We start from the raw sequence: 23,402 nt of genomic DNA on the forward strand, positions 1-23,402 counted from the left end.
AGGGCTCACGGGGTTCACTCCTGACGCAGGTCGGTGACGGCGGCGGCGACGCCGCGCGCGGTGGGGGTGTCGAAGAAGACGTCCAACGGGACGGCCACGCCGAGCTGTTGGCGGATCCGGGCGGCGATCGCGGTGATCAGCAGCGAGTGGCCGCCGAGGTCGAAGAAGTCCTCGTCGGGGCCGAGGTCGTCCAGCCGCAGCACCTCGCGCCAGATGGCGAGCACGGCGACGGTGTCCGGGTCGGTGTCCGACTCCTCCCCCGCACCGCCCGGGTCCGCCGACCCGGCGCGCTCGACGGCACGTTCGGCGGCGGGTTCGGGCAGCGCGGCGCGGTCCAGCTTGCCGTTGGGGGTGAGCGGGAACGCGTCGAGGACGGTGTACGTGCCCGGCAGGACGGCGGCCGGCAGGGTGGCCGCGAGGTGGGCACGCAGTTCCTCGGAGCTGGGCGCGGCGGTCCCGGCGGGGACGACGTAGGCGGCGAGGCGGCGGTCCCCGTCGGGACCGTGCAGGGTGGCGGCGGCCTGGGCGACGGCCGGGTGGCCGGCCAACCGCGCCTCGATCTCGCCGAGTTCGATGCGGTGGCCGCGCAGCTTGACCTGGGTGTCGGCGCGGCCGACGAACTCCAGTCCGCCGCCCGGGTGGCGCCGGACGAGGTCGCCGGTGCGGTAGATCCGGGCGCCGGGCGGGCCGTAGGGGTCGGGCAGGAAGCGGCGGGCGGTCAGCCCGGGGCGGCCCCGGTAGCCGTGCGCGACGCCCGCGCCGCCGAGGTACAGCTCGCCGGGCAGCCCGTACGGGACGGGTCGCAGCCGCTCGTCGAGGACGTAGGCGCGGGTGTTGGCGAGCGGTGCGCCGATGCTCACCCGGCCGTCGGGGGCGGCGGGTTCGGCGAGGGTGGACCAGACGGTGGTCTCGGTGGGGCCGTAGACGTTGACCAGCCGGGCGGTGGCGGCGGCCAGGTCGGCGGCGAGCGGGGCGGGCAGGGCCTCGCCGCCGGTGAGTGCGGTCAGGCCGCCGGGGAGTGCCTCCGCGAGGCCCGCCTCCAGCAGGACCCGCCAGCCGCTGGGCGTGGCCTGGACGTGGCTCACCCCCTCCCGGGCGATCAGGTCGAGCAGTGCGGGACCGTCGCGGTGGGCGCCCTCGGGGGCGAGGACGACGCGTCCGCCGGTGACGAGCGGCAGCAGCAGTTCGACGGTGGAGATGTCGAAGGAGAGCGAGGTCAGGCCGAGCCAGCGGTCCTCGGGGCGGGCGCCGAGGTGGTCGCGCAGGCTGCCGAGCAGGTTGGCGAGCGCGCCGTGCGGTACCTCGACGCCCTTGGGGGTGCCGGTGGAACCGGAGGTGTAGAGGACGTAGGCGGGGTGCTCGGGCGAGGGGCCGGTGGGCAGGTCGGCGTCGGCCTCGGTGTCCGCGTCGGTGTCCGCGTCGGCGCCCGCGGCCGTATCGGTGGGCGCGAGGTCACCCGGGGCGAGGTCGCCGGGCGCGGACGGCTCGCGGGTGATCCGCAGGGTGAGGCCGGAGTCGGTGCGCAGGAAGGCGAGCCGGTCGGCGGGGTACTCGGGGTCGAGCGGCAGATAGGCCGCGCCCGCCGCCAACACGCCGAGCATCGCGACGAGTTGGTCCCGTCCACGCGGCAGGACGATGCCGACCAGGGTGCCGGGCCCGGCGCCGTGCCGGGTGAGCGCGGCGGCGGCGTGCGCCACCAGCCGGGCGAGCTCCCGGTAGCGGTACGCGGTGCCGTCGGCGACCAGGGCGACGGCCTCCGGGGTGGCGGCGGCGCGGGCGGCGAACAGCGCCGGGACGGTCGCCCGGGCGAGAGCGGGTTCCGGTGCGGGCGCGGCGAGTTGGGCGGCCAGCTCGTCGGCGCCGAGCAGCGGCAGATCGCCGACCGGGGTCGCGGGATCGGCGAGGGCGCCGTCCAGCAGGGTGGCGAGGTGGCCCGCGATCCGCTCGGCCGCGCCGGGCCCGAAGGCCTCCGTCCGGTACTGCAGGCTGACGTCCAACGATCCTTCGGAGTCGACGAGTTGCAGGTGGGCGAGGTTGCGGGCGGTGCCCGCGAAGCCGATCCAGCGGACGGTGGCGGCGACGCCGGGGCCGAAGTCGGGCCGCGGCGTGCCGGCGGGGCGGCGGCGGTAGCTGACGGACAGCGGGGTGAGCGCGGTGCGCGGGGTGAGTCCGCGCACCGCCCGCCCGAGCGGGACGTCCCGGTGCGGGTAGAGCGCCCGCAGTTCGGCGCGCACCGCGCGGGCGAAGTCGGCGAACGACACGTCCGCCGACGGGGCGGTGAACAGCGGGAGTTCGTTGACGGCCAGGCCGACCGCGACCGGCTCGCCGGGGCGGCGGACGGACAGCTCGACGGCGGTGGCCGGCGCCGGGTTGCCGTAGCGCAGCAGCAGGGCGTGCCAGGCGGCGGTGAGGAGTTCGAAGCGGGTGACGCCCAGGCGCTCGGCGGTGGCGACGAGCGCGGCGTGCCGGGCTCCGTCGAGGCGGAACCCGGTGGCGGTCCCGGGCCCGGGCAGGGTGCCGGGGGCGGTGCCCGGGTCGGTGACGGTCCGCAGCCCGGGCAGGACCGGCAGACCGGGTTCGCGCCACCGCTCGGCCCAGTACCCGGCGGCGGCTTCGGGGGACGGCGCGCCGTCCGCCACCGCGACGGCGGGCGGGGCGGCGAGCGGCTCGCCCCGGTGGGCGGCGGCGAGATCGGCGACCAGCCGGTCCTTGGACTCGCCGTCGAAGGCCAGGTGGTGGGCGGTGACCAGCAGCACGTGCCGCTCGGCGGCCGTCCGGTACAGGGTGAACCGGGCGAGCGGCCCGGCCGCGAGGTCGAAGCGGGCGGCGCTCTCGTCGGCGAGCAGCTTGTCCAGGTCCTCGGCCGGGCAGTCGACGGTCCGCAGCCCGGGCGCGGACCCGGGCCGCAGGGCGGGGCCGTCGGGGTCGATCCGTCCGGCGAGCACGGGGTGCCGCCGGACCGCCCGGGCGCAGGCCCCGGCGAGGGCCGCGGTGTCGAGCGGGCCGGTGAACTCCACGGTGACGGCGAGGTGGTAGGCGGCGCCGGCGTCGAGGGTCTGCTCGGTGAGCCAGATGCCGTGCTGGGCGGGGCTGAGCGGGGTGGTCATCGGTTGGCCTCGCTGGTGGTCGGGGTCCGGCCGGCGGTGGGGGGCGCGACGGGGCCGTCACCGGCCACCAGTCGGCGCAGCTCGCGCTTGAGCACCTTGCCGCCCTCGTTGCGCGGCAGCGCCTCGCGGAACAGCACGGTGGCCGGCAGTTCGTGTGCGGCCAGATGGCCGAGCAGGAAGGTCCGCAGCTCGGCGGCGGTCGGCGGCTCGGTGCCCGGGGCGGGCACCAGGACGGCGGCGACCACCGCGCCGAGCACGGGGTGCGGGACGCCGAACGCGGCGGCGTCGGCGATCAGCGGGTGGGCGTGCAGGGCGTTCTCGACCTGGAGCGTGGAGACCTTGTGGGCACCGGACTTGACGACGTCCTTCTCCCGGTCGAGCAGGTGCAGGAAACCGTCGGCGTCGATCCGGCCGAGGTCGCCCATCCGCACCCACCGGCCCTGGAACACCGCGCCGTCGCGCTCGCCGAGGTAGCCGCGCGGCGCGGTGGGCGAGCGCAGCCACAGCTCGCCCGCCTCGCCGGGCGGCAGCGGCCGGCCGTCGGCGTCGGTGATCCGCAGGTCGGCGAGCGAGGCGGGCTGCCCGGGCGAGTCCGGGTGCTCGGGGTCGAACAGCAGGGTGATCTGGGCGGGGGCGGCCTCGGTGGAGGTGTAGTAGTTGGCGATCTGGGCGCGCGGGAAGGCCTTGCTGAGCGCCAGCGCGACCGGCTGGGGCAGCGCGGCGGCCGTGGAGCCGACCAGCCGCACGCCGCTCGGGTCGGCCTTGGCCAGGGCCGCCGAGGCGAGCAGTTCGATCGCCATGGCGGGGACCAGGAAGACGCTGCCGATGCCGTGTTCGGCGATCAGCCGGACGAACCGCAGCGGGGTGAACTGCGGGGCGGCGACGCAGGTGGCGTGCGCGTTGAGCGCGTTGACCAGCATGGTCTGCCCGGCGTTGGTGCCGACCGGGAAGGCGTGCAGGAAGGCCCGGGAGTGGCGCAGCGGGCGGCGGCGCTCGTCGAGGGTGCAGCCGTACGCCAGGTTGGCGTGGGTGGCGGTGACGCCCTTGGGGGTGCCGGTGGTGCCGGAGGTGTAGAGGATCTGGGCGGGCGCGCCCGGGTCGACGGGCGGCAGGTCCGGCTCGGCGGGGTGGCCGGCGGCGTCGGCCTCGGTCAGCGTGCGCACCCCGGGCACGTCCGGGGTGCTTCCGGTGTGCAGCAGGAGCGCCGCGCCCGAGTCGGCGAGGGCGTGCGCGGTGACGGCGGGCGCGAGCCGGTCGGAGAGCGGGACGGCGACGCCGCCGGCCCGCAGCACGGCGAGGTGGGCGACGGCGTAGGCCGCCCAGTCGGCGGTGCCGTGGCGCAGGCCGACCCGGTCGCCGGGGCGCAGTCCGGCGCCGCGCAGGGCAGCGGCGAGGGCGCCGGAGCGGGCCTGCCAGGCGCCGAAGTCGAGCCGGTCGGCGCCGTTGACGACGGCGGTCCGCTCGGGGTGGGCGGCGGCCCGGTGGGCGAGCAGCTGGGCCAGGCCGGTGGGGACGGCGCGGTTCACGCGGCCTCCCGGGTGGCGTCCGAGGTCCTGCGGGCGGCGGTGCGGGCGGCTGCCACGCGGGCGCGTTCACGCAGGCCGACGAGGTCGTCCGGCTCGGCGTCCGGCACCTCGCGGTCGAAGCGGGCGAGGGCTGGCAGCCGCAGGCCGACGGCGACCAGGACCAGCATGGCGAGCCCGAACAGCACGTACATCAGGGCGATGCCGCGCCCGGGTCCGGTGCCGATCAGCGGGCCGAAGACCGGGGCGAGCGCGCCGTCCGGCTCCATCAGCGGGCCGAACACGGCCGAGCCGAGCGGGGCGATCACGCCGTGGCCGAGCGGCAGGGTGGACCAGGCGACCAGGGTGTTCAGCGCGAAGACCCGGCCGTGGAACCGCTGCGGCACCTTGACCTGGACGATCGTCGAGTAGACGCCGTTGACCAGGGAGAGCGCGAAGGACATCCCGAACGCGCCGGCGGCGATCACCCAGAGTCCGGCGTGCAGGCCGGTGACGGCGCCGGCCAGGGCGAGGACGGCGGCCAGGCCGAGCATGCCGCGCAGCCGGTGGCGGCGCGGTCCGCCCCAGAAGCCCATGGCGATGCCGCCGAGCAGGGCCCCGGCGCCGCCGGCGACGGCGACCCGGGCGGCGCCGTTCAGGTCGGAGAAGGCGAGCACCATCGGGGTGGTGAGCAGGAACAGCGGGGAGAGGAAGACGTTCAGTCCGGCGAACCAGAGCAGCATCGAGCGGAAGCCGCGCTGGCGCCAGGAGTAGCCGAAGCCCTGCTTGATCTCCTCCACCAGCGGTTCGCGCCTGGTCCACGGCAGGGTGCGCGGGAAGCGCACCACCAGCAGGATGCCCACGGCGACGGTGTAGCTGGCCACGTCGATGATCAGGATGCCGCGCAGGCCGATCGCGGCGAGCAGTGCGACCGCGACCAGTGGCACGACGAACTGTGCCGCTCCGAAAGCGAGTTGGACGACGCCGTTGGCATGGCCCAGGTACTGCTTGGGGACGATCTGGGGCACCGCGGAGGCGTAGGCGAGGCGCTGGAAGGTGAGGGCGACGGAGAGCACGCCGAGCAGGACGTAGACCTGCCAGGAGTGCAGCTGTCCCGCCAGCAGCAGGGCCAGCATGGCGGCCTGGGTGGCCCCGGCGCCGATGTCCCCGGCGAGCATGACCTTGCGCCGGTCCAGTCGGTCGACCAGGGCGCCGGCCAGCGGGCCGACGACGATGCCGGGCAGCATGGCGATGACGGCGTAGAGCGCGTACCGGGCCATCGAGCCGGTCTCCAGCAGGATCCAGATCGGCAGCGCGAACTCGGTGAGCGCCGAGCCGGTGATGGAGACCAACTGGCCCGCGGCGACGGCCAGGAAGCGGCCCATGCTGGGCTGCGGCCCCTCCGGAACGGACCCCGTCGAAGCCGGCCCCGCCGAAGCCGGTCCCGCCGAAGCGGACCCCTCCGCCCGGGCCTCCTCCTCGCGGACCGGTGCGCCGGTCTCGCCGTGGAACCACCAGGAGCTGTCCGGGCCGCGCGCGGGCAGGGTGTCGGTCCGCCCGTCGAGCACGGCGCGGTGCACCGTGGTGACGGCCTCGACGACCTCCGCCGCACGGTACTTGACGAAGAAGTGCCCGCCCTGGTCGAGCACCGCGACGGCGGAGCGCTCGGCGAGCAGCAGCCATTCGCGGTACCGCTCCTGGTAGAAGTCGGCGGCCGGGTCGTGGTCACCGACCAGCGAGACCAGCGGGGCGCGCAGCCGGGGCGCGCCGGCGTCGACCTCCTCGATGGCGCGGGTGAAGTACGCCTCGGCGGCCTTGGAGTCGCGGCGCATGTTGCCGACGATGAACCGGACCTGCTCCTGGTCGAGTTCGGAGGTGTCGACGCCCATGCCGGTGAGCCAGTTGAGGTAGACCCGGTCGCCGAGCAACGGCTCCAGGGCGGCGATCCCGCTGAGCGCGGTGAGCACCTTGCTGCGCGGCTTGGCGAACGGGAACTGGGCGCCGGCGTAGACGGCTTCGAGTTCCCGGCCGGAGGCCTCCAGCAGCCGGGCGGTGGCGACGGCGAGGGCGGTGCCGACGCCGCAGTGGCCGTAGACGACGACCGGCCCGTCGACCCGCTCGCGCACCTCGGCGGCCAGCTGCTCGGCCAGTTCGTCGAAGGGCAGGTGCTGTTCGGTGACCCCGATGTCGTGGCCGGGGATCGCGACGGCCCACAGTTCGGTGTCGGCGGGCAGCAGGTCGGCGACCGGCTGGTAGACGACGGCGCTGCCGCCGCCGTACGGGACGCAGACCAGGGTGAGCCGGCGGCGTTCGGCCGGGACGGGCCGGGTGAGCCGGTGCAGCAGGCGGCGCGGGCCGCGGTCCTGCTCGTCGAGCGTGGCGAGGGCGGCGAGGTCCCGGACGGTGCGGCAGGTGAAGAGGTCCATCACGCTGACCGGTCGGGCGCCGGCCTCGGTGAGCCGCTTGCGGGCCTTGGCGACCACCTGGGTGGCGAGCAGCGAGTGCCCGCCGAGGTCGAAGAAGTCCTCGTCGGTGCCGACCTCGGGCAGCCCGAGCACCTCGGCCCAGATCGCGGCGAGCACCCGTTCGGCCTCGGTCACGGGCTTGGCGGCCCCGGCGTCGCGGCGGATCTGCGGCGCGGGCAGGGCGCGGCGGTCGAGCTTGCCGTTGGGGGTGAGCGGCAGGGCGGGCAGGACGGCGAAGGCGGCGGGCACCTGGTGGTCGGGCAGGGTGCGCTTGAGGGTGGCGCGCAGGGCGGCCGGGTCGGGCTCGTCGGCGCCGGGGGCGGGGACGAGGTAGCCGGTGAGGCGCTTGTCGCCGGGCCGATCCTCGCGGACCACCACGGCGGCGTCGGCGATGCCGGGCTGGGCGCGCAGGGCGGCCTCGGTCTCGCCGGGTTCGATGCGCAGGCCGCGGATCTTGACCTGCTGGTCGATCCGGCCGAGGTGTTCGAGGGTGCCGTCGGGGCGGCGGCGGGCGAGGTCGCCGGTGCGGTAGAGCCGGGAGCCGGGCGGACCGTAGGGGTCGGGGACGAAGCGGGCTGCGGTGAGGCCGGGGCGGCGGTGGTAGCCGAGGGCGACGGCGGTGCCGCCGATGTGGAGTTCGCCGGGGGCGCCGGGCGGCACCGGCCGCAGGGCGCGGTCCAGCACGTACAGGCGGGTGTTGTCGATCGGCAGCCCGATCGGGACGACCCGCAGCGGGCCCTCGCACTCCCAGGAGGAGACGTCGACGGCGGCCTCGGTGGGCCCGTACAGATTGGCGAGCGCGCAGTCGGGCAGGCGGGTGGTGAACTCCCGTGCGGTGTCCGGCGGCAGGGCCTCGCCGCTGCACACCACCCGGCGCAGGGTGGTGCAGCGCTCGATGCCGTCCTCGGCCAGGAAGACGGTGAGCATGGCGGGCACGAAGTGGGCGACCGTGACGCCGGCGCGCACCACCAGGTCGCGCAGGTAGCCGGCGTCCTTCTGGCCGCCGGGCTTGGCGAGGACGATCCGGGCGCCGGTGATCAGCGGCCAGAAGAACTCCCAGACGGAGACGTCGAATCCGGCCGGGGTCTTCTGCAGGACGCGGTCCGCGGGGCCGATCCGGTAGGTGTCCTGCATCCACTGGAGGCGGTTGGCGATGGCCCGGTGGGTGTTGGGCACGCCCTTGGGACGGCCGGTCGAGCCGGAGGTGTAGATCAGGTAGGCGGTGTCGTCGGGGGCGGGCCCGGCGGGCCGCGGGGCCTTGGCGCGGACCTTGGGCCACTCGGCGGGGTCGTCGAGGAGCAGAACCCGGGCGGTGCAGCCGTCGGGGACGGGCAGCCGGCGCTGGGTGAGCAGGACGGGCGCGGCGCTGTCGGCGAGCAGGAAGGCGAGCCGTTCGGCGGGGTAGCCCGGTTCCAGCGGGGTGTAGCCGGCTCCGGTGCGCAGCACGCCGAGCAGGCCGGCGACGAGTTCGGGCGAGCGTTCGGCGCTGATCGCGACCAGGCTGCCGGGTCCGACCCCCTCGGCGGCCAGCCGGACGGCGATCCGGTCGGCGGCGGCGTCGAGCTGACGGTAGGTCAGGCTCGCGCCGTCCTCGAAGGAGACGGCGACGGCCTCGGGGGTGCGGGCGATCTGCTCGGCGACCAGGGCGGTCAGGGTGGTGGCCGGCCGGTCGGTCGCGGTGTCGTTGAACCGCTCGATCTCGAAGGCGCGTTCGGCTTCGGGGAGGTCGTCGAGGGCGGACAGCGGGGCGTCCGGGCGGTCGGCGACGGCGGTCAGCAGCCGGCCCAGGTGCTCGGCGAGGCGGGCGATGTCGGCCTCGGCGAAGAGGTCGGTGTTGTAGTTGAACGAGCCGAGCAGGCCCTGCGGCCACTCCTGGAGGAACAGCTCCAGGTCGAACCGGGTGCCGCTGGCGCGCACGCCGAACGGCTCGACCTCGACGGGGAGTTCGCCGGAGGTGGCGGCCTCGCGCTGGACCGCGTAGTTCTGCACGGCGAGCACGGCCTGGAAGACCGGCGGGCGGCTGACGTCGCGGGGGACCTTGAGCTCGGTGACCAGCTGGGCGAACGGCAGCTCCTGGTGGGCGTAGGCCTCCAGGCAGGTGTCCCGGGTGCGGCAGAGCAGCTCGGTGAAGGTCGGGTCGCCGTCCAGCCGCGCGGGCAGCGCCAGCACATTGACGAACATGCCGACCAGCGCTTCGAGTTCGGGCTCGGGTCGGCCGGCGATGGGTGAGCCGACGGCGAAGTCGCGCTGGCCGCTGAACCGGGCGAGCAGGGCCTGGAAGGCGGCGAGCAGCACCATGTAGACGGTGGCGTCGTGCCGCTTGCCGAGGGCGGTCAGCCGGTCGAGCAGTGCGCGGTCGACCTCGAAGCCGTAGCCGGCGCCGTCGAAGGTCTGGCGCGGCGGCCGGGGGGCGGCGCAGGCGAGTTCGAGGGGTTCGACGCCCGCCAGCTCACGGGCCCAGTGGGCGACCTCGGCGGCCAGCCGGTCGCCGCTCAGCCGCTCGCGCTGCCAGATCGCGAAGTCGCCGTACTGGACGGCGAGTTCGGGCAGCGGGTCGGGTTGGCCCGCGACGTGGGCGGTGTAGCCGCGCAGGACCTCACCGAGCAGCACCTCGCTGGACCAGCCGTCGCTGACGCTGTGGTGGACGACCAGCAGCAGCACGTGGTCGTCGGCGGCGAGCCGGACGAGGTGGGCGCGCAGCAGCGGGCCGTGCTCCAGGTCGAAGGGGACGGCGGCGGCCTCGTCGACCAGCCGTTCGGCGTGCGCGGCGTCGTCGGCCTCGGCGAGGGTGAGGTCGGCCGGGCCGGGCGGGTCGATGACCAGCAGCGGACGGCCGTCGTCGGTGGCCGGGTAGCGCGAGCGCAGGGTCTCGTGCCGGGCGAGGGAGGCGTCCAGGGCGCGGCGCAGGGCGGGGACGTCGAGCGGGCCGCGCAGCCGGCGCACGACCGGGATGTTGTAGGCGGCGGTGCCGGGGGCGAACTGCTCCATGAACCAGAGCCGTTCCTGGGCATAGGAGAGCGGCACCGGCGCGTCGGCGGCGCGGCGGGCGATCGTCTGCCGGGCGGCGGTGCGGCTGCGCAGGCGGCGGCTGAGCAGTTCGCGCTTGGCGGCGGTGAGCCCGGCGGAGGACCCTGAGGGGGTGGCGGCGGGGGCGGTGTCGGTGCTCATGACGGCGTAGCGGTCCCTTCCAGGGCGTCCTGCGCGGCGAGCAGTTCCTCGGCGTCGTCGTCGGACAGCGCGTCGAGTTCGGCGACCAGGGCGGCTTCGACGGCGTCGGCGAAGGCGGCCACCGTACGGTGGGTGAAGAGGGTGCGCAGCGGCACGGCGAGGTCGGCCGCGGCGCGGATGCGGGCGACGACCCGGGTGGCGAGCAGGGAGTGGCCGCCGAGGTCGAAGAAGTCGTCGTGGACGCCGACCCGGTCGAGGCCCAGGACCTCCTGCCAGACCTCGGCGACCAGTTCCTCGGCCTCGGTGCGCGGGGCGAGGTAGGCGGCGCGCAGCTCGGGGCGGGTGTCGGGGTCGGGCAGCGCGCGGTGGTCGAGCTTGCCGTTGGGGGTGAGCGGCAGGGCGTCGAGCACGAGGACGGCGTTGGGGACGAGGTGGCCGGGCAGGGTGGCGGCGAGCGCGGCCCGCAGCGCGGCGGGGTCGGGGGCGTCGGCGGGGGCGTCGGCGGGGGCCTCCGGTACGACGTAGGCGAGCAGGCGGTCCGCGCGGGCCAGCACCGCGGCCTGGCCGACGCCTGGCTGCGCGAGCAGCGCGGACTCGACCTCGCCGGGCTCGACCCGGTAGCCGCGCACCTTCACCTGGGCGTCGATCCGGCCGAGGAACTCCAGCGCGCCGTCGCCGCGCCGGCGCACCAGGTCGCCGGTGCGGTAGCGGCGGGCGCCGGGCGGACCGTCCGGGTCGGGCACGAAGGCGCGGGCGGTGGCGCCCGGGCGGCCGAGGTAGCCGTCGGTGACGCCGGCCCCGCCGACCACGAGTTCACCGGGGGTGCCGGGCGGCACGGGGCGGCCGTGGCGGTCGAGCACGGCGACGGTGGTGCCGCCGATCGGCCGCCCGATCGGGGGGCGCCGGGCGGTGTCGGCCGCGCCGAGGTCGGCGGTGGTGGCGATGACGGTGGTCTCGGTGGGCCCGTAGGAGTTGACCAGCCGGACGGTGTCGCCGAACCGGGCCCGCCACGCGGCGACGGCCTCCGGGCGGACCTGGTCGGCGCCGAGGATCAGCAGCCGCAGGCTCGCCGGCCAGGGCGTGGCGTCGAGGTCGGCGACCAGCTGGTGCCAGTACGGGGTGGGCAGGTCGAGGACGGTGAGGCCGGCGGCGGTGGGCTCGGCGAGCTGGTCGGGCAGCGCGGCGCCGGCCTGCGCGACGACCAGGGTGGCGCCGGCGGCGAGGGCCGGGAAGACCTCCTCGGCGCAGGTGTCGAAGGAGAGCGAGGCGTACTGGAGGACGCGGTCGGCGGCGGTGAGGCGGTAGCCCTCGCGCATCCAGGCGACCCGGGCGGCGAGCGCGCGGTGCGGGACGAGCACGCCCTTGGGGGTTCCGGTGGAGCCGGAGGTGTAGACGAGGTAGGCGGGGTCGTCGGGGCCGGCGGCCGCGTCGTCGGCTGCGGCGGCGGGCGGGGCGTCCGCTCCCCCGGTCACGGCGAGGACCGGCACGGCGGCCGGCAGTCCCTCGACGGGCGCGCCGTCCGTCGTGACCAGTGCGGTGGCGCCGCTGTCGGTCAGCATGAAGGCGAGCCGGGCCGCCGGGTACTCCGGGTCCAGTGGCAGGTAGCCGGCGCCGGCCCGCCAGGCGGCGAGCATGGCGACCACGGCGCGCGGTCCGCGCGGCAGGCAGAACGCCACCAGGTCGCCGCGGCTCACCCCGGCCGCCGCCAGTCGCGCGGCCAGGGCGCGCGACGCGTCGGCGAGTCCGGCGCGGGTGAGCCGGGTGTCGCGTCCGTCGGCGTCCCGCCCCTCGACGGCGGAGGCATCCGGCTGCTCGGAAGCCGCCCGGTCGATCGCGTCGAGCACGGTCGCCGGGTGCGCGGGCAGCGCGGGCCCGGCCGAGCCGGCCGCCGCCTCGGCGCGTTCCTCGGCGTCCAGCAGCGGCAGCAGGTGCACCGGGGTGTCCGGGGCCGCGAGGGCGGCGCGCAGCAGGGTGTCGAAGCGCCGGCCGAGCCGTACGGCCCACGGCTCGTCCAGCAGGTCGGCGCGGTAACCGAAGACGGCCTGCAGGTCGTCGCCGTCCGGGCGGACGTCCAGGGCGAGTTCGAACTTGGCGGCGGTGTGGCCGCCGTCGATCTCGACGCAGCGCAGGTCGGCGAAGGCGTGCTCGCCGAGGGCGCCGCCGTCCTGGGTGTGCACGGTGAGCAGGGTCTGGAAGAGCGGGGTGCGCCCCGGGTCGCGGTCCGGGCGCAGCTCCTCGGCGAGCTGCTCGAACGGCACCCGGCCGTGGCCGAGCGCGCCGAGCCAGTCGGTGCGCACCCGGCGCAGCAGGGTGTCGAAGGTGGGGGCGCCGGCGAGGTCGGCGCGCAGCACGAGCGCGGAGGAGAAGTAGCCGACGGTCCGTTCGCTGTCGACGGTGGTGCGGGCGGCGGTGGGCACGCCGACGCAGAAGTCGTCCTGGCCGGTGCAGCGGTGCAGCAGGGCCTGGTAGGCGGCGGCCAGCACCATGAACGGGGTGAGCCGGCGGGCGCGGGCGAAGGCGTCGAGTTCGGGGCCGAGGCCGCGCAGGATCCGGGTGTGGAAGGCGCCCGCGCTGCTCGGTTCGGCGGGCCGGGGCCGGTCCAGCGGCAGGTCCAGGGCGGGCGCGTCGGCGAGCCGCTCGCGCCAGTGGGCGAGCGCCTCGGCGGCCTCGGGCCCGGCCAGCCAGGCGCGTTCGGCGGCGGCGTGGGCGGCGTAGGAGGGTGGGGCGGGCGGCTCGGGCGCGGGGACGCCGGCGCGGTGGGCGGCGTAGCGCTCGGCGAGTTCGGTGCGCAGCAGGCCGAGGCTCCAGCCGTCGGCGACGATGTGGTGCAGGACGAGGCAGAGCACGTGCTCCTGCTCGCCGGTGCGCAGCAGGGCGGCGCGCAGCAGCGGTCCGGCGGCGAGGTCGAAGCCGCGGTTGACCCGTTCGGCGAGGGCGGCGGCCACCTCGTCCTGCGGGCGTCCGCGCAGGTCGGCGAGGTCGAGCGGGACGGGCGTCGGCGCGTCGACGACGGCGGCGGGCCGGCCGTCCTCGGCGGGGAAGCGGGTGCGCAGCGCCTCGTGCCGGGCCACCACGGCGTCGAGGGCGGCGCGCAGCGACGCGGTCGACGGCTCGCCGGTCAGGCGCAGCACCAGCGGGATGTTGTAGGAGGGGTCGCCCGGGTCCAGCTGGTCGAGGAACCAGAGGCGTTCCTGGCCGACGGTCAGGGCGCTTTCCTGTGCGGGTTCGGCGCTCCGGCCGGGTTCGTGGACGGACTCCTGGAAGGTCGTGGACATGACACTCCTCGGCACTCGCCTCACGGCGGAACGGCAGTCTCGGACAACGCCCGGCCACATGCCCGCGGGGTGGGAGGGAGTAGCGCGCTCGGCGGATCGGCGGCGGGCCCCCGTATGGCCGCCGCAACGTCGATCATGCTAGGAAGCCCCCCCTTGCAGCGTCAATGGTCTGGACCAGTTTGGCCGGTGGGACCGGGGTGACCAATGGGACGAGCGGGGACGCCCCGGGACAACCGGCCCCTCGGGGGCGGCGTACCTCCCAAGGAGGAGACGGGCGGGCCCGCCTTCCGACGCCGGTGTGAACATGAACACGACCTCATGCCTACCGAACCGGCGTCACCCGCCTCCTACGCTCGAAGTCGATCATCGGGAACACCCCCGGTGACCAGCGACGACGAGCCGGACACCGGCCGCGCACGGACAGACCGGGAACGATGACCACCTACCGCCACACCCTCGCCGAACTCCGCGGGCAGCTGCGCCAGCTCCTCCTCAGCGGCGCCGCCATCGCCCTCGGCGTGGCCTTCCTCATCGCCTCGGTCAGCGGCAGCGGCGCCCTCGTCGACTCGTTCAGCCAGAGCGCCGCGGCCGAGGTCGGACCCGGGGACGTGCAGATCACCCTCCCGGCCGCCGACGCGCCGGACACTGCCGCCGCCACGGCCACCAACGCCGCCGACCGGGCGCGGCAGGTGCCCGGCGTCGCCGCGCTCGCCCCGCGCCTCACCGGCCGCGGCGGACTGCTGACCGCCGACGGGCGCCCGCTGGACGCGGCCGCCGTCGTCAGCTCCGTCGCCGCCGACCCCGGCCTGCGCTGGCAGCTGCTCAAGTCCGGGCAGTGGCCCGCCGGAGCGGACGAGGTGATGCTCGACGCCGACACCGCGCAGCGCCTGGGCCTGGGCCTCGGCCCCGGCTCCGACGTCCGGCTCACCCGGGCCGACGGCACGCCCGCCACCGCCCGGCTCACCGGCACCCTCGACGGCCGCGGCGCGCCCAGCCTCTCCGGACACCCCGTCATCGCCGTCCCGGAGAACGCCGTCGACCGGTACGCCGTCGGCGCCGTCGCGACCCGGCTCGACCTCCGCCTCTCCCCCGGCACCTCGCCGACCCGTACCGTCGAGGCGCTGCGCGAGGCACTGCGCGGGGCGCCCGGCAGCACCGCCCCCGCGCCCGAGGTGCACACCCGGGAGGTCTCCGTGCGGGACGCCACCCGGTCGAGCGGCACCCTGTACGGCGTGGTGCTGGTCGCCGCGCTCTCCTTCGTGCTGATCGCGCTCGCGGTCGCCCGGATGGTCGTCGGCAACACCTTCACCGTCGTACTCGCCCAGCGCACCCGCCAGCTGGCGCTGCTGCGCTGCATCGGCGCCGACCGCGTCCAGGTCCGCCGGCTGATCCGCCGCCAGGGCCTGCTGCTCGGCACGGGCGCCTCCGCCGCCGGCGTGCTGCTCGGCCTCGGCGTCTGCACCGCCGGCCAGGCCGTCGCGGCCCGTGCGGACCTCGGCCCGGTCCACCTCTCGCTCGCCCCCTCGCCGCTGGTCTGCGCCCTCGCCGCGCTGTTCGGCATCCTGCTCACGCTGCTCGCCGTCCGCGGCCCCGCCAAGGCCGCCTCCGCCGTCCCGCCGATCGCCGCGCTCGGCGGCACCGGGCACGGCGCCGGGCAGGGCGGGGCGGGCGGCACCGGCGCGCGGGTCCGGGCCACCGTGTGGGCGGTGTTCCTGCTGGTGGCGGGCACCGCCCTGGTCGTGCTCGGCACGCTCACCGCGCCGCCGCTCTCGCTGCTCGCCGTCACCGTGGGCGCCATCGCGAGCTTCTTCGGCGTCCTGCGGCTCGCCCACCGGCTGCTGCCCGCCGCGGTCGCCCTGCTCGGCGGCCCGGCCCGCCGCCTCGGCGGGACCGCCGGCCGGCTCGCCACCCAGCAACTGCGCCGCAACCCGCTGCGCACCGGCGCCACCGGCTCCGCGCTGCTGCTCGGGGTGACCGTGATGGTCGGCGCGGTCACCGCCCTGTCGATCACCTCCCACTCGCTGGTGCCCGCGCTCTCCGCCCGCCAGCCCGGCGTGTTCTCCGCGACGGCCGCCGGTGGTGACGGTGCCGGTGGTGGCGGCGCCGCTGGTGGCGCCCTGCCCGCCGGGGCGCTCGCGGCGCTTGCCGGGGAGCGCGAACTCTCCGTCACGCCGGTCCGCTCGGCCACCGTGCGCGTCGACGGCCGCGACACCGTGGTCGCCGCCGTCGACCCCACCGGGCTCAACCCCACCGCCGACGACGTCGACCGCGCCCGCGCGCTGACCGACGGCACCGCCCTCGGCGGCATCGAAGGCGGCCGCACCCTCACCGTGACCGGCACCGCAGGCCGCCCCGACACCACCCTGCGCGTCGAACCCGGCCGCAGCCCCCTCCCGTTCACCCTCCAGACCGACGCCACCCTGCTGGTCACCCCCGCCACCCTCGATCGGATCGCCCCCGGCGCCCCCGCCACCACCGTCTGGATCACCCCCGCCGCCGGCACCGACCGCCCCACCGCCCGCCGCGCCATGGACCGCGCCCTCGCCACCCACCCGCGACTCACCGTCACCGACACCGCCGCCCAGGCCGAGAGCCTGCGCTCGCTGCTCGACCGGATGATGCTGATCTCGATGGCCCTGCTCGGCTCCTCCGTGGTCATCGCCGGCCTCGGCGTCGCCGCCGCGCTCGTCCTCAGCATCAACGAACGCTCCCGCGAGATCGGCATGCTGCGCGCCGTCGGGATGTCCCGCAGCCGGCTGCGCCGCATGCTCACCCTGGAGGCACTGCTGCTCTCGCTCGCCACCGCCCTGCTCGGCACCGCCCTCGGGATCGGCTACGGCTGGGCCGGCGCGCGCTCCGTCACCGCCACCCTCGGCACCCTCGGCGGCCCGCCCGTGCTCCCCGTCCTCGCCGCGCTCGCCCTCACCGTCCTCACCGGCCTCGCCGCCGCCGTCCTTCCGGCCCGCCGCGTCGCCCGGATGACCGCCATCGCCGCCATGCGCACGACGTAGCGGTCCCCGCCCTCCTGCGCCGAACTCTGAACTCGGCGTTCAACGTTGCGCACCCGGCGCGGAACCCGGCGAGGCAACCGGCGAGGCAACCGGCGCACTGGCCTCACCCGGTTCCCTGCGGATGCGCCATGCCGACCAGCACCGCAACGGTCTTCTGCAGATCGGCCACTTCGTTCTCCAACTGGGTGAGGCGCTGATCCACCTGTGGATTGACAAAGGTGCCGGTGACGACGACGTCTCCCTCGAACCTTCCGGCGTATCCGGTCGGATTCTTGGCCAGCAAGGCCGGCTGATCCGCGTTTTTCGTCTCCGCCCATACACCGACGAAATTCCGGCTGGAACCCACGACCCCGGCCTGCTCGATGCTGGTGCCGACAACACCGCGGCCGTTGGGTCCGTCCGCGGTGCCCAGGACCCCGTAACCGGTCTTGGTGTTCCCCTCAACGGCGGTGTGGGCCGCGCTGACTCCGACGACACCACGGCCGGTTGGTGCCGCCTGCCCGAAAAGCGCGTCGCCTCCCGCCGTGTTCTCTCCCTCGACGGCAGGTGTGGCGGCGTCGTTGGACGTCTCGAAGGTTGCCATGCCATCTTCCCCTCATCGCCTTGACTCCGGAGACGACTGCCCACCGCACCGGCCGGCCGGGGTCCGTCCCACCGGCGCGTACGGCTTCCGGTCCGGCAAGTCACCCGATACGTCTGTTCTCCAGCCTTCGCTCCGCACCGAGCATCCGCAACTCGGACCGTTGGCGGAGCGGCGCGCGTTTCCCCGCACTCCCGAGATGCCGTCAGCGGGGAGCCGATGGGCTCGACCCGCGCGTTCGCGGAGCACCGGTGGTGGCGGCCGGCCGCTCCCACGGTGCCGCCGCCGCAGGCCCCGTGAACGTCTCCACCCGGCCCGGCTCGGCCCGAAGCACCCCACCCGCACCGGGGACGTGCGCGCTCACCGCGCTCTTCCGCCGCAAGCCCTAGGATCGGCGCATGACCAGGGACACACGGATCGAACAGGCCGAACTCCATTACGAGAGCGCCGTGTTCGGTGGCGACGGCAGCGGACTGGCGGCGGCGGAGCAGGGGTTGGACGGGGTCGAGGCGGACCTGGCGCTGGCCCGGGGGCGGTTGCTGCACGCCCGGTTCCTGGCGGACCGGGTCGCGGACCCCCGCGCGCTGGAGCTGTTCGAGCGCGCCGCCGCGCTCTACCGGGAGCTCGGCGACACCCGGGGCGAGGGCGAGGCGCTGTTCTGGGCCGGAACGTTCCACCAGGTCGTCCGGGACGACGCGCCCGCCGCGCTCCCCGTCCTGGAACGCGCGCTCGCCCTCGCCACCGGCGCCGACGACCTGCTGACCCAGTCCTACGCGCTGCGGCACCTCGGCATCGCCGCCCACGCCGGCGGGCGGCTCGCCGAGGCCCGCGAACGGCTGGAGGAGTCCACCCGCCTGCGCTGGGAGCTGGGCTTCCTGCCCGGCGTCGCCGCCAATCTGGTCGGCCTCGGCTACCTCGCCGCCCAGCAGGACCGGCGCGAGGACGCCGCAGCCGTCCTCGCCGAGGCGACCGAACTGGCCACGACCGCCGAGGCCCACGGCATCCTGCGCCAGATCACCGAGGCGCGCAAGGACCTCGACCTTCCCTAGCCCCGTCCACCCTCCCCCGAGCCGCCTACCCGCCGGGCCCCCCGACCGCCGTGTGCCCCCGTCAGCTGCCCTGGTAGGCGAAGGCCGCCCAGACGTCGAGGGCGTCGGGGTCACGGCAGGCGAGGGAGACGAGTTCGGGTGGCGCGTCCGGAGGCAGGCGACGGTCGGGGTCGAGCGCCCACAGCTGGGTGCGGCGCAGCGCCTCGGCGGGCGGGTCACCGGCGGCGAGGCGGCCGTGGAAGACGTACATCAGCACGCACACCATCTCGTCCACCACCTCCCAGCGCGAGCCGACCACCCCCGTCGCCCCGGCGGCGAGGAAGGCACTGGAGAGGGTGAGCGCCTCGTCCACGTCGCCGCCGGTGTGGTCGCTGACGCAGGCGTCGAGGACGACCAGGCCGCCCGGGGAGTCCGGCGGGCGGCCCTGGGCCTGGCGCAGGATGTCGCCCACCGGCAGCCGGCCCGACCGCTCCCCGGCCCGCGGGCCGGGCGCGAGCCCGAGATAGGCGTCCAGCGGCGACTCCCCGGACGGCACCGCGTGGCAGGCCAGGTGCAGGACGGACGCCCCGGCCCGCCCGGGCGCGGGCAGCGCGGCCAGCACCTCCGCCGGGGTGCCCTCCCCCTCGGCGTCCTCGACGTAGCCGAGCAGCGTGCCGTGCGGGTAGTAGTCGGCATGCAGGTACTCGGCCTCGGCCTCGGCGAACATCAGCTCCCGGGTCGGATCACCGACGACCACCGGCCGTTCGGCGAGCGGCAGCCGGGGCCGCCGGACCACCTCGCAGAACTGCCGCGCGGAGGCCGCGTACGAGATCACCGCCCGTTCCACGGCCCGCACCGGCCGGCCGCCGTCCCGCAGCCCGCTGCTGAGCAGCGCCGCGTGCCAGGGGACGCCGCCGAGTTCGCCGAACGGCACCAGGACCAGCCGCGGCGGTGCGTCCGGGCCGCGGCGAACGGCCGCCCGCAGGGCGGGATGGCGCAGCAGCGGGCGCAGCACGGTGGTACCGGCCCAGTCGCAGAGTTCGGCGAGGGTGGCCCGCCAGCGGCGCCGGGCGGCGACCCGCCGTGGGTGCCGGGGCGGCAGACCGTCCAGGGTGGCCTGCCGGTCCAGGTGCGCCTGCCGGTAGGCGGCGAGCGGACCGCGCCCGGCGGAGCGCACCGCGTCGGCGCGGACCAGGGTGAGCGCCAGCAGGTGCAGGGCACCCGCGCCGTCCTCGCCGGGCGTGACCAGCACCGCCTCGCCGCTGCGCCCGGTGCCGGGCGGCAGCAGGTAGACGAGGGCGTCGGCGCCGGCCGCGCGCAGGCCGCGGGCGATCTCGTCGAGCGGCGGCGGGGCCATCAGCGCCTCCCCGGCCGGGGAGGCGGCGAGCGCGGTGAGCGCGCGGCGGCGCAGGTCGTCCGGCATGGGGATGCCGGCACCGTCGGGCAGGGAGTCGAGCAGGGTGCCCGGCAGGCCGAGCAACGCGTCGAAGTCGAAGGGGTCGGCGGCCGGGCCGTCCTGGGGGGCGCCACCGGCCAGCCAGGAGTCGGCGAGCTCGGGGTGTCCGGTGGTGCGCAGCAGGTCCGGGACGTCGGTGGTGGCGGTGGAGGCGTGCAGCACCAGGCCCCGGCCCAGCTCCAGCGCCTCCACGGCGGCGCGCAGGTACGGCTCGCCGCCGGGCGCCGCCCCGTCCGGCGTCTCCTGCGACGCCTCCTCCGGCGCCTCCTCCGGCTCCTCCTCCCGGTCGGCGAGGTACCACCGGGCGATGGTCAGCGCACGCGCCGCGCTCTCCCGGGCCACCACGAGCGCCGGGGCCGCCGCCGCCTGCAGCAGCGTGGCCGCGGCCGTCTCGCGCAGCCCGGCCAGCCCGGCCTCGCGGCCGGCCCGCCGGTCGCCCGGCCCCAGCCGCGCGCGGTGGGCGTCGGCGATGAGCCGGCTCACCGCCGCCAGCACCTGGGTGGGCGTCCCGCGCCGCAGCCGTTCGCGCAGGGCCCCGGCGGTGGCCAGCAGGTCGACGGCGTCGGCGGGCCGGCGCGCGGTACGGTAGCGCAGCATCAGCAGGACGGCCCGCAGCAGTTGGGCACGGATGCCCTCCCTGCTGGCGGGGTCGGGGTCCGCTTCGGCGAGGAAGGTGTCGAGGTACCGCAGCGCGGTCTCGACCTGGCGCTCCGAGAAGGCGGCGGACACGGAGAACAGCGCGAGCCCGCCGAGCGCGCTGGCCGCCCGCATGGTGAGCATGCCCTTGTACAGGTGCCCGGCCGGGGTCCGCTCCGCCGCCTCCACCATCAGTGCGACGGCGCGCGGCAGCATGTCCATCGGCCCGTGGAGCGCGAGGACGAACATGGCCGAGCCGAAGTCGCCGAGGGCCAGCAGCCGCAGGGGGTCGTCCTCGGGGATCGCCGCGACCAGCGGTTCCAGCGCGGTCACCGTCCGGGCCATCGACGGGACGTCACCGGTCGTCACGGCCACCTGGAGGTCCAGCATCAGCCGGGTCCGTTCCAGGGCCGGCCGCTGGGTGGCCAGGAGCCGCTCCACGCCCGGGTATTCGGAGGCCGACAGGTGCGCGACCACCTCGTCGATGTAGCGGCGGCAGGCCTCCAGGTCCTGGTGGTCACCGCCGACGAGGTAGCGCTGGTAGAGGCTGCCCGCGAGGTTCTCCAGGTAGACCACCCGGTTGACGTCGTCCGGCGCCGCCCGGCGGAACGCGGCGCGCTGGTGGCGGATCGCCGCGTCGAGGTCACTGACGGCGTTGGTGAGCGCGAACCGCTTGGCCATCGCCGCCGCCAGTGAGCCGTGCAGTTGCTCCTCCGACCACAGGGTGTCCGAGGGCCGGTCGCGGGCGGAGCGGGCGGACTCGAGCAGGTCGATCGCCCGGTCCAACTCGGCCCGGTCGGTGGAGAACTCCGTCCTCGACAGGGATGCGTCGGCGAGGTGCTGGAGGATCTCGCCGCGCAGGACGCCGTGCTCCCCCTCCTCCATGGTGTCCGCCGCCCGGGTGAGGTGGTGGACGGCGTCCTCGATGCGGTACGTCTGCGGGTCGTGCTGGCCCAGCGTGTGGACGAGCGAGCCGAGCACCGCGTGCGACGGGGGCCGCACCGGGTCGTCCTCGGCCATGCCGGCCACGCCCTCGCGCAGCACCCCGACCGCCTCCCGGGCCTCGGCACTGACGGTGTGGCCCCGCCGGCGGGCGAGGGCGGAGAGGGTGTTGCCGAGCAGCCAGCGCACGGTCCCGCCCTGCGGGTGCTCGGGCGGAAGCAGCCGGCGCAGCTCGCGAAGGCGGGCGAGCCGGTGCGCGGCGTCCTCGGGGCGGATACCCCCGCCGTCGCCCCGGGCGGCGTACAGGTCGACCAGCCGGAGGGCGGCGAACAGCCGGAAGGGGGAGTCCGGCGCGGCGGTGGCCGTGATCGCCTCCAGATGGGTGAGGGCGCGCTCGGTGCACCGCTCGTCCGGGTCGCCCGGCCCGTCCAGCAGCAGCCGGGCGAGGCGTTCCCGGGCCAACAGCTCGATCGGGTCGGCGACCTCGTCCGGTCCCGGCTCGGCGTCGGGGGCGGGGCGGTACGGCGGCTCCCCGGGTTCGCCCCACGGCTCCGGGTACACCCGTTCGAGCAGACTCTCCAACACGGCTTCGGCGGCCTTTCGTTCAGCGGCGGCGCGGTCGCCGTCGCTGTCGTTGCGGTCGCGGTCGACGCCGTCGCGCTCCGCCCGGTCGGCGAGGGCGCGGCCGAGGGTGACGAGCGCCAAGTGGTGCTGCGCGTCGTACGCGGCCTCCGCCTCCTCCGCCGCGACGTCCCCGGCCTCGGCCCGCCAGGGATCGGACGGCACCGGGAGGGGACAGACGAGCCGCAGCAGGTCGATCGCCCGGTCCAGGTCCTCCGGGCGGGCCGCCGGGTCGGCGACGCCGACGACCGCACCGTCCTCGAAGCGCGCGTGCAGCAGCAGCCCGAGCCGGAACGCCGCCTCCGCCCACTCCGGCGCCTCCCGGTCGAACGCGGCCATCGTGAACGCCAACAGCTCCGCCGCTTCGGCCCGTTCGGCGAGCACGGCGGGCCGCAGCTCCTCGTCCTCGACGAACTCCGGCTGTCCGGCGGCCCACCAGTAGCGCACGGACAGCGTCAGCCCGACCAGGTAGCGCGCCTCGGCGAGCGCCCCCGGCGGCACCTCCGGACCCGCCTCCTCCAGCTGGGTGCGCGCCGCCGAGAACGCGGTGAGCGCCCCGGACAGCGCCAGGCCGGCCCGCCGCCGATCGGGCGCCGCGTCGTACTCCTCCAGCAGCCGCCGACCACGCCCGACCAGCACCTGCGTCTCGTCCACCACCGCCACCGGTCCTCCCCTCCCCGCACCACGATCTCGCACCACGATCTCGGACGACGGGCGACCGCACCGCCGACACCTTGTCAATCCCCGCCGCCAACCGCCGGAACCACCCCGTCCGATCCTTCGTTCGAGTGGTTTGAACACCACGGCACCGACCAGGAAAGAAAGCCGATGCGGCCGCTGCTGCTGATCGACGTCGACGGCCCCCTGAACCCCTACGCGGCCAAGCCGCACCGCCGCCCCGAGGGCTACACCACGCACCGCCTCCTCACCCCGCGCTGGGAGGCCGCCGAACGCCGACGCCTGACCGCGTACGGACTGCCCGACAGAACCGCCAAACCCCTGCGCGTCTGGCTCAACCCGGAACACGGTCCGTCCCTCACCGCGCTGCCCTTCGATCTGGTCTGGGCGACGACCTGGGAGAACGGATCACCCTTGCACCTTGTTCCCGACCTGCGGAAACGGCGTGAGGTGCAAGAGGCGACGATGCTGCCGTAGCACCTCACAGCTCGGTGGCAGCCCCCGCCTGGTTTGCCCGGCCGGCCCGTGCGGCTGCGCGGGCTGCCTCTTCTCGGCTGCGCAGGGGGATCTTCCAGGCTTCGAAGAGGATTTCCATGCGGCGGCGGGTCACGCCGTAGTACGCCATGAGGGTGGAGAGCGAGGTGCCGCCCTTGTAGAGGCGGGTGGCCTCTTCGCGGTCCACGGCGGGGTCGCTGTCCACCGGGCCCTTGGTGGCTTCCCAGTTCCGGAGCCATTTGGCCATGGTGCCCTCCGACACCCCGTGGCTTTGGGCGAGCACGATCACCGGGGTTCGGTTCGCGTACGCGGTGATCAGGTCGGTGCGGGCCTTGCCGGTGGGCTCGGGGATCTTGGGTGGCACGGAGGTCCGTTCGGTCTTGCGGGTTCCGGGCATGTCGAGAGCGCCCCCGTTTCGTGACTGCGGGGGTCGTCACG

Annotated in this window: 9 protein-coding genes and 1 pseudogene; 3 read left to right on the forward strand and 7 right to left on the reverse strand. The window is 76.2% G+C overall.

The window, feature by feature from the left end:
- Positions 1 to 14: 14 nt before the first annotated feature.
- Genes ACFVUH_RS14325 through ACFVUH_RS14340 form a run of 4 tightly spaced genes read right to left on the reverse strand, consistent with a single transcriptional unit; the run spans position 15 to position 13,517 of the window.
- Positions 15 to 3,107 (reverse strand): amino acid adenylation domain-containing protein, encoded by a 3,093-nt coding sequence (locus ACFVUH_RS14325; protein ID WP_387913352.1) that lies wholly within the window; start codon positions 3,105 to 3,107, stop codon positions 15 to 17.
- The gene (locus tag ACFVUH_RS14330; RefSeq protein WP_387913353.1) at positions 3,104 to 4,633 is read right to left on the reverse strand and encodes a class I adenylate-forming enzyme family protein; all 1,530 of its coding nucleotides are present in this window, start codon (positions 4,631 to 4,633) and stop codon (positions 3,104 to 3,106) included. The genes ACFVUH_RS14325 and ACFVUH_RS14330 overlap by 4 nt, the downstream gene beginning before the upstream one ends.
- On the reverse strand, positions 4,630 to 10,242 hold the full coding sequence (locus ACFVUH_RS14335) for an amino acid adenylation domain-containing protein (protein WP_387913355.1): 5,613 nt from the start codon (positions 10,240 to 10,242) through the stop codon (positions 4,630 to 4,632). The genes ACFVUH_RS14330 and ACFVUH_RS14335 overlap by 4 nt, the downstream gene beginning before the upstream one ends.
- Positions 10,239 to 13,517, reverse strand: a complete 3,279-nt coding sequence (locus tag ACFVUH_RS14340; RefSeq protein ID WP_387913357.1) for an amino acid adenylation domain-containing protein — start codon at positions 13,515 to 13,517, stop codon at positions 10,239 to 10,241. Before ACFVUH_RS14340 ends, ACFVUH_RS14335 begins: the two co-directional genes overlap by 4 nt.
- A 434-nt stretch (positions 13,518 to 13,951) precedes the next feature.
- Here ACFVUH_RS14340 and ACFVUH_RS14345 point away from each other — a divergent pair, with 434 nt between their 5' ends.
- Positions 13,952 to 16,528, forward strand: coding sequence for an FtsX-like permease family protein (locus tag ACFVUH_RS14345; RefSeq protein WP_387913359.1), 2,577 nt, complete (start codon positions 13,952 to 13,954; stop codon positions 16,526 to 16,528).
- A 103-nt stretch (positions 16,529 to 16,631) separates the two neighbouring features.
- On the opposite strand, the gene ACFVUH_RS14350 is transcribed toward ACFVUH_RS14345, so the two are convergent.
- On the reverse strand, positions 16,632 to 17,111 hold the full coding sequence (locus ACFVUH_RS14350) for a hypothetical protein (RefSeq protein WP_387913361.1): 480 nt from the start codon (positions 17,109 to 17,111) through the stop codon (positions 16,632 to 16,634).
- Positions 17,112 to 17,506: 395 nt separating this feature from the next.
- Between ACFVUH_RS14350 and ACFVUH_RS14355 the strand changes: the two genes are divergently transcribed.
- Positions 17,507 to 18,157, forward strand: coding sequence for a tetratricopeptide repeat protein (locus ACFVUH_RS14355; protein WP_387913362.1), 651 nt, complete (start codon positions 17,507 to 17,509; stop codon positions 18,155 to 18,157).
- A gap of 61 nt (positions 18,158 to 18,218) precedes the next feature.
- Here the strand turns inward: ACFVUH_RS14355 and ACFVUH_RS14360 are convergent, their stop codons facing one another.
- The gene (locus ACFVUH_RS14360; RefSeq protein ID WP_387913363.1) at positions 18,219 to 22,445 is read right to left on the reverse strand and encodes a CHAT domain-containing protein; all 4,227 of its coding nucleotides are present in this window, start codon (positions 22,443 to 22,445) and stop codon (positions 18,219 to 18,221) included.
- Between the two features lie 174 nt (positions 22,446 to 22,619).
- On the opposite strand from ACFVUH_RS14360, the pseudogene ACFVUH_RS14365 reads away from it, so the two are divergent.
- A pseudogene (locus ACFVUH_RS14365) lies at positions 22,620 to 22,904 on the forward strand (hypothetical protein); the annotation flags it as partial.
- 46 nt (positions 22,905 to 22,950) lie between these two features.
- Here ACFVUH_RS14365 and ACFVUH_RS14370 read toward each other — a convergent pair.
- Entirely contained in the window at positions 22,951 to 23,361 is a 411-nt protein-coding gene (locus ACFVUH_RS14370) for a hypothetical protein (RefSeq protein ID WP_387913365.1), read from the reverse strand.
- Positions 23,362 to 23,402 lie beyond the last annotated feature (41 nt).

This window comes from Kitasatospora sp. NPDC058032 (genome assembly GCF_042885845.1).
Lineage (GTDB): Bacteria > Actinomycetota > Actinomycetes > Streptomycetales > Streptomycetaceae > Kitasatospora.

What these genes read in the sequence shown, in the direction of transcription:
- ACFVUH_RS14325 (WP_387913352.1), bottom strand. Translation starts at nt 3,107, where the DNA reads ATGACCACCCCGCTCAGCCCCGCCCAGCACGGCATCTGGCTCACCGAG.
- ACFVUH_RS14335 (WP_387913355.1), bottom strand. Translation starts at nt 10,242, where the DNA reads ATGAGCACCGACACCGCCCCCGCCGCCACCCCCTCAGGGTCCTCCGCC.
- ACFVUH_RS14340 (WP_387913357.1), bottom strand. Translation starts at nt 13,517, where the DNA reads ATGTCCACGACCTTCCAGGAGTCCGTCCACGAACCCGGCCGGAGCGCC.
- ACFVUH_RS14345 (WP_387913359.1), top strand. Translation starts at nt 13,952, where the DNA reads ATGACCACCTACCGCCACACCCTCGCCGAACTCCGCGGGCAGCTGCGC.
- ACFVUH_RS14350 (WP_387913361.1), bottom strand. Translation starts at nt 17,111, where the DNA reads ATGGCAACCTTCGAGACGTCCAACGACGCCGCCACACCTGCCGTCGAG.
- ACFVUH_RS14355 (WP_387913362.1), top strand. Translation starts at nt 17,507, where the DNA reads ATGACCAGGGACACACGGATCGAACAGGCCGAACTCCATTACGAGAGC.
- ACFVUH_RS14370 (WP_387913365.1), bottom strand. Translation starts at nt 23,361, where the DNA reads ATGCCCGGAACCCGCAAGACCGAACGGACCTCCGTGCCACCCAAGATC.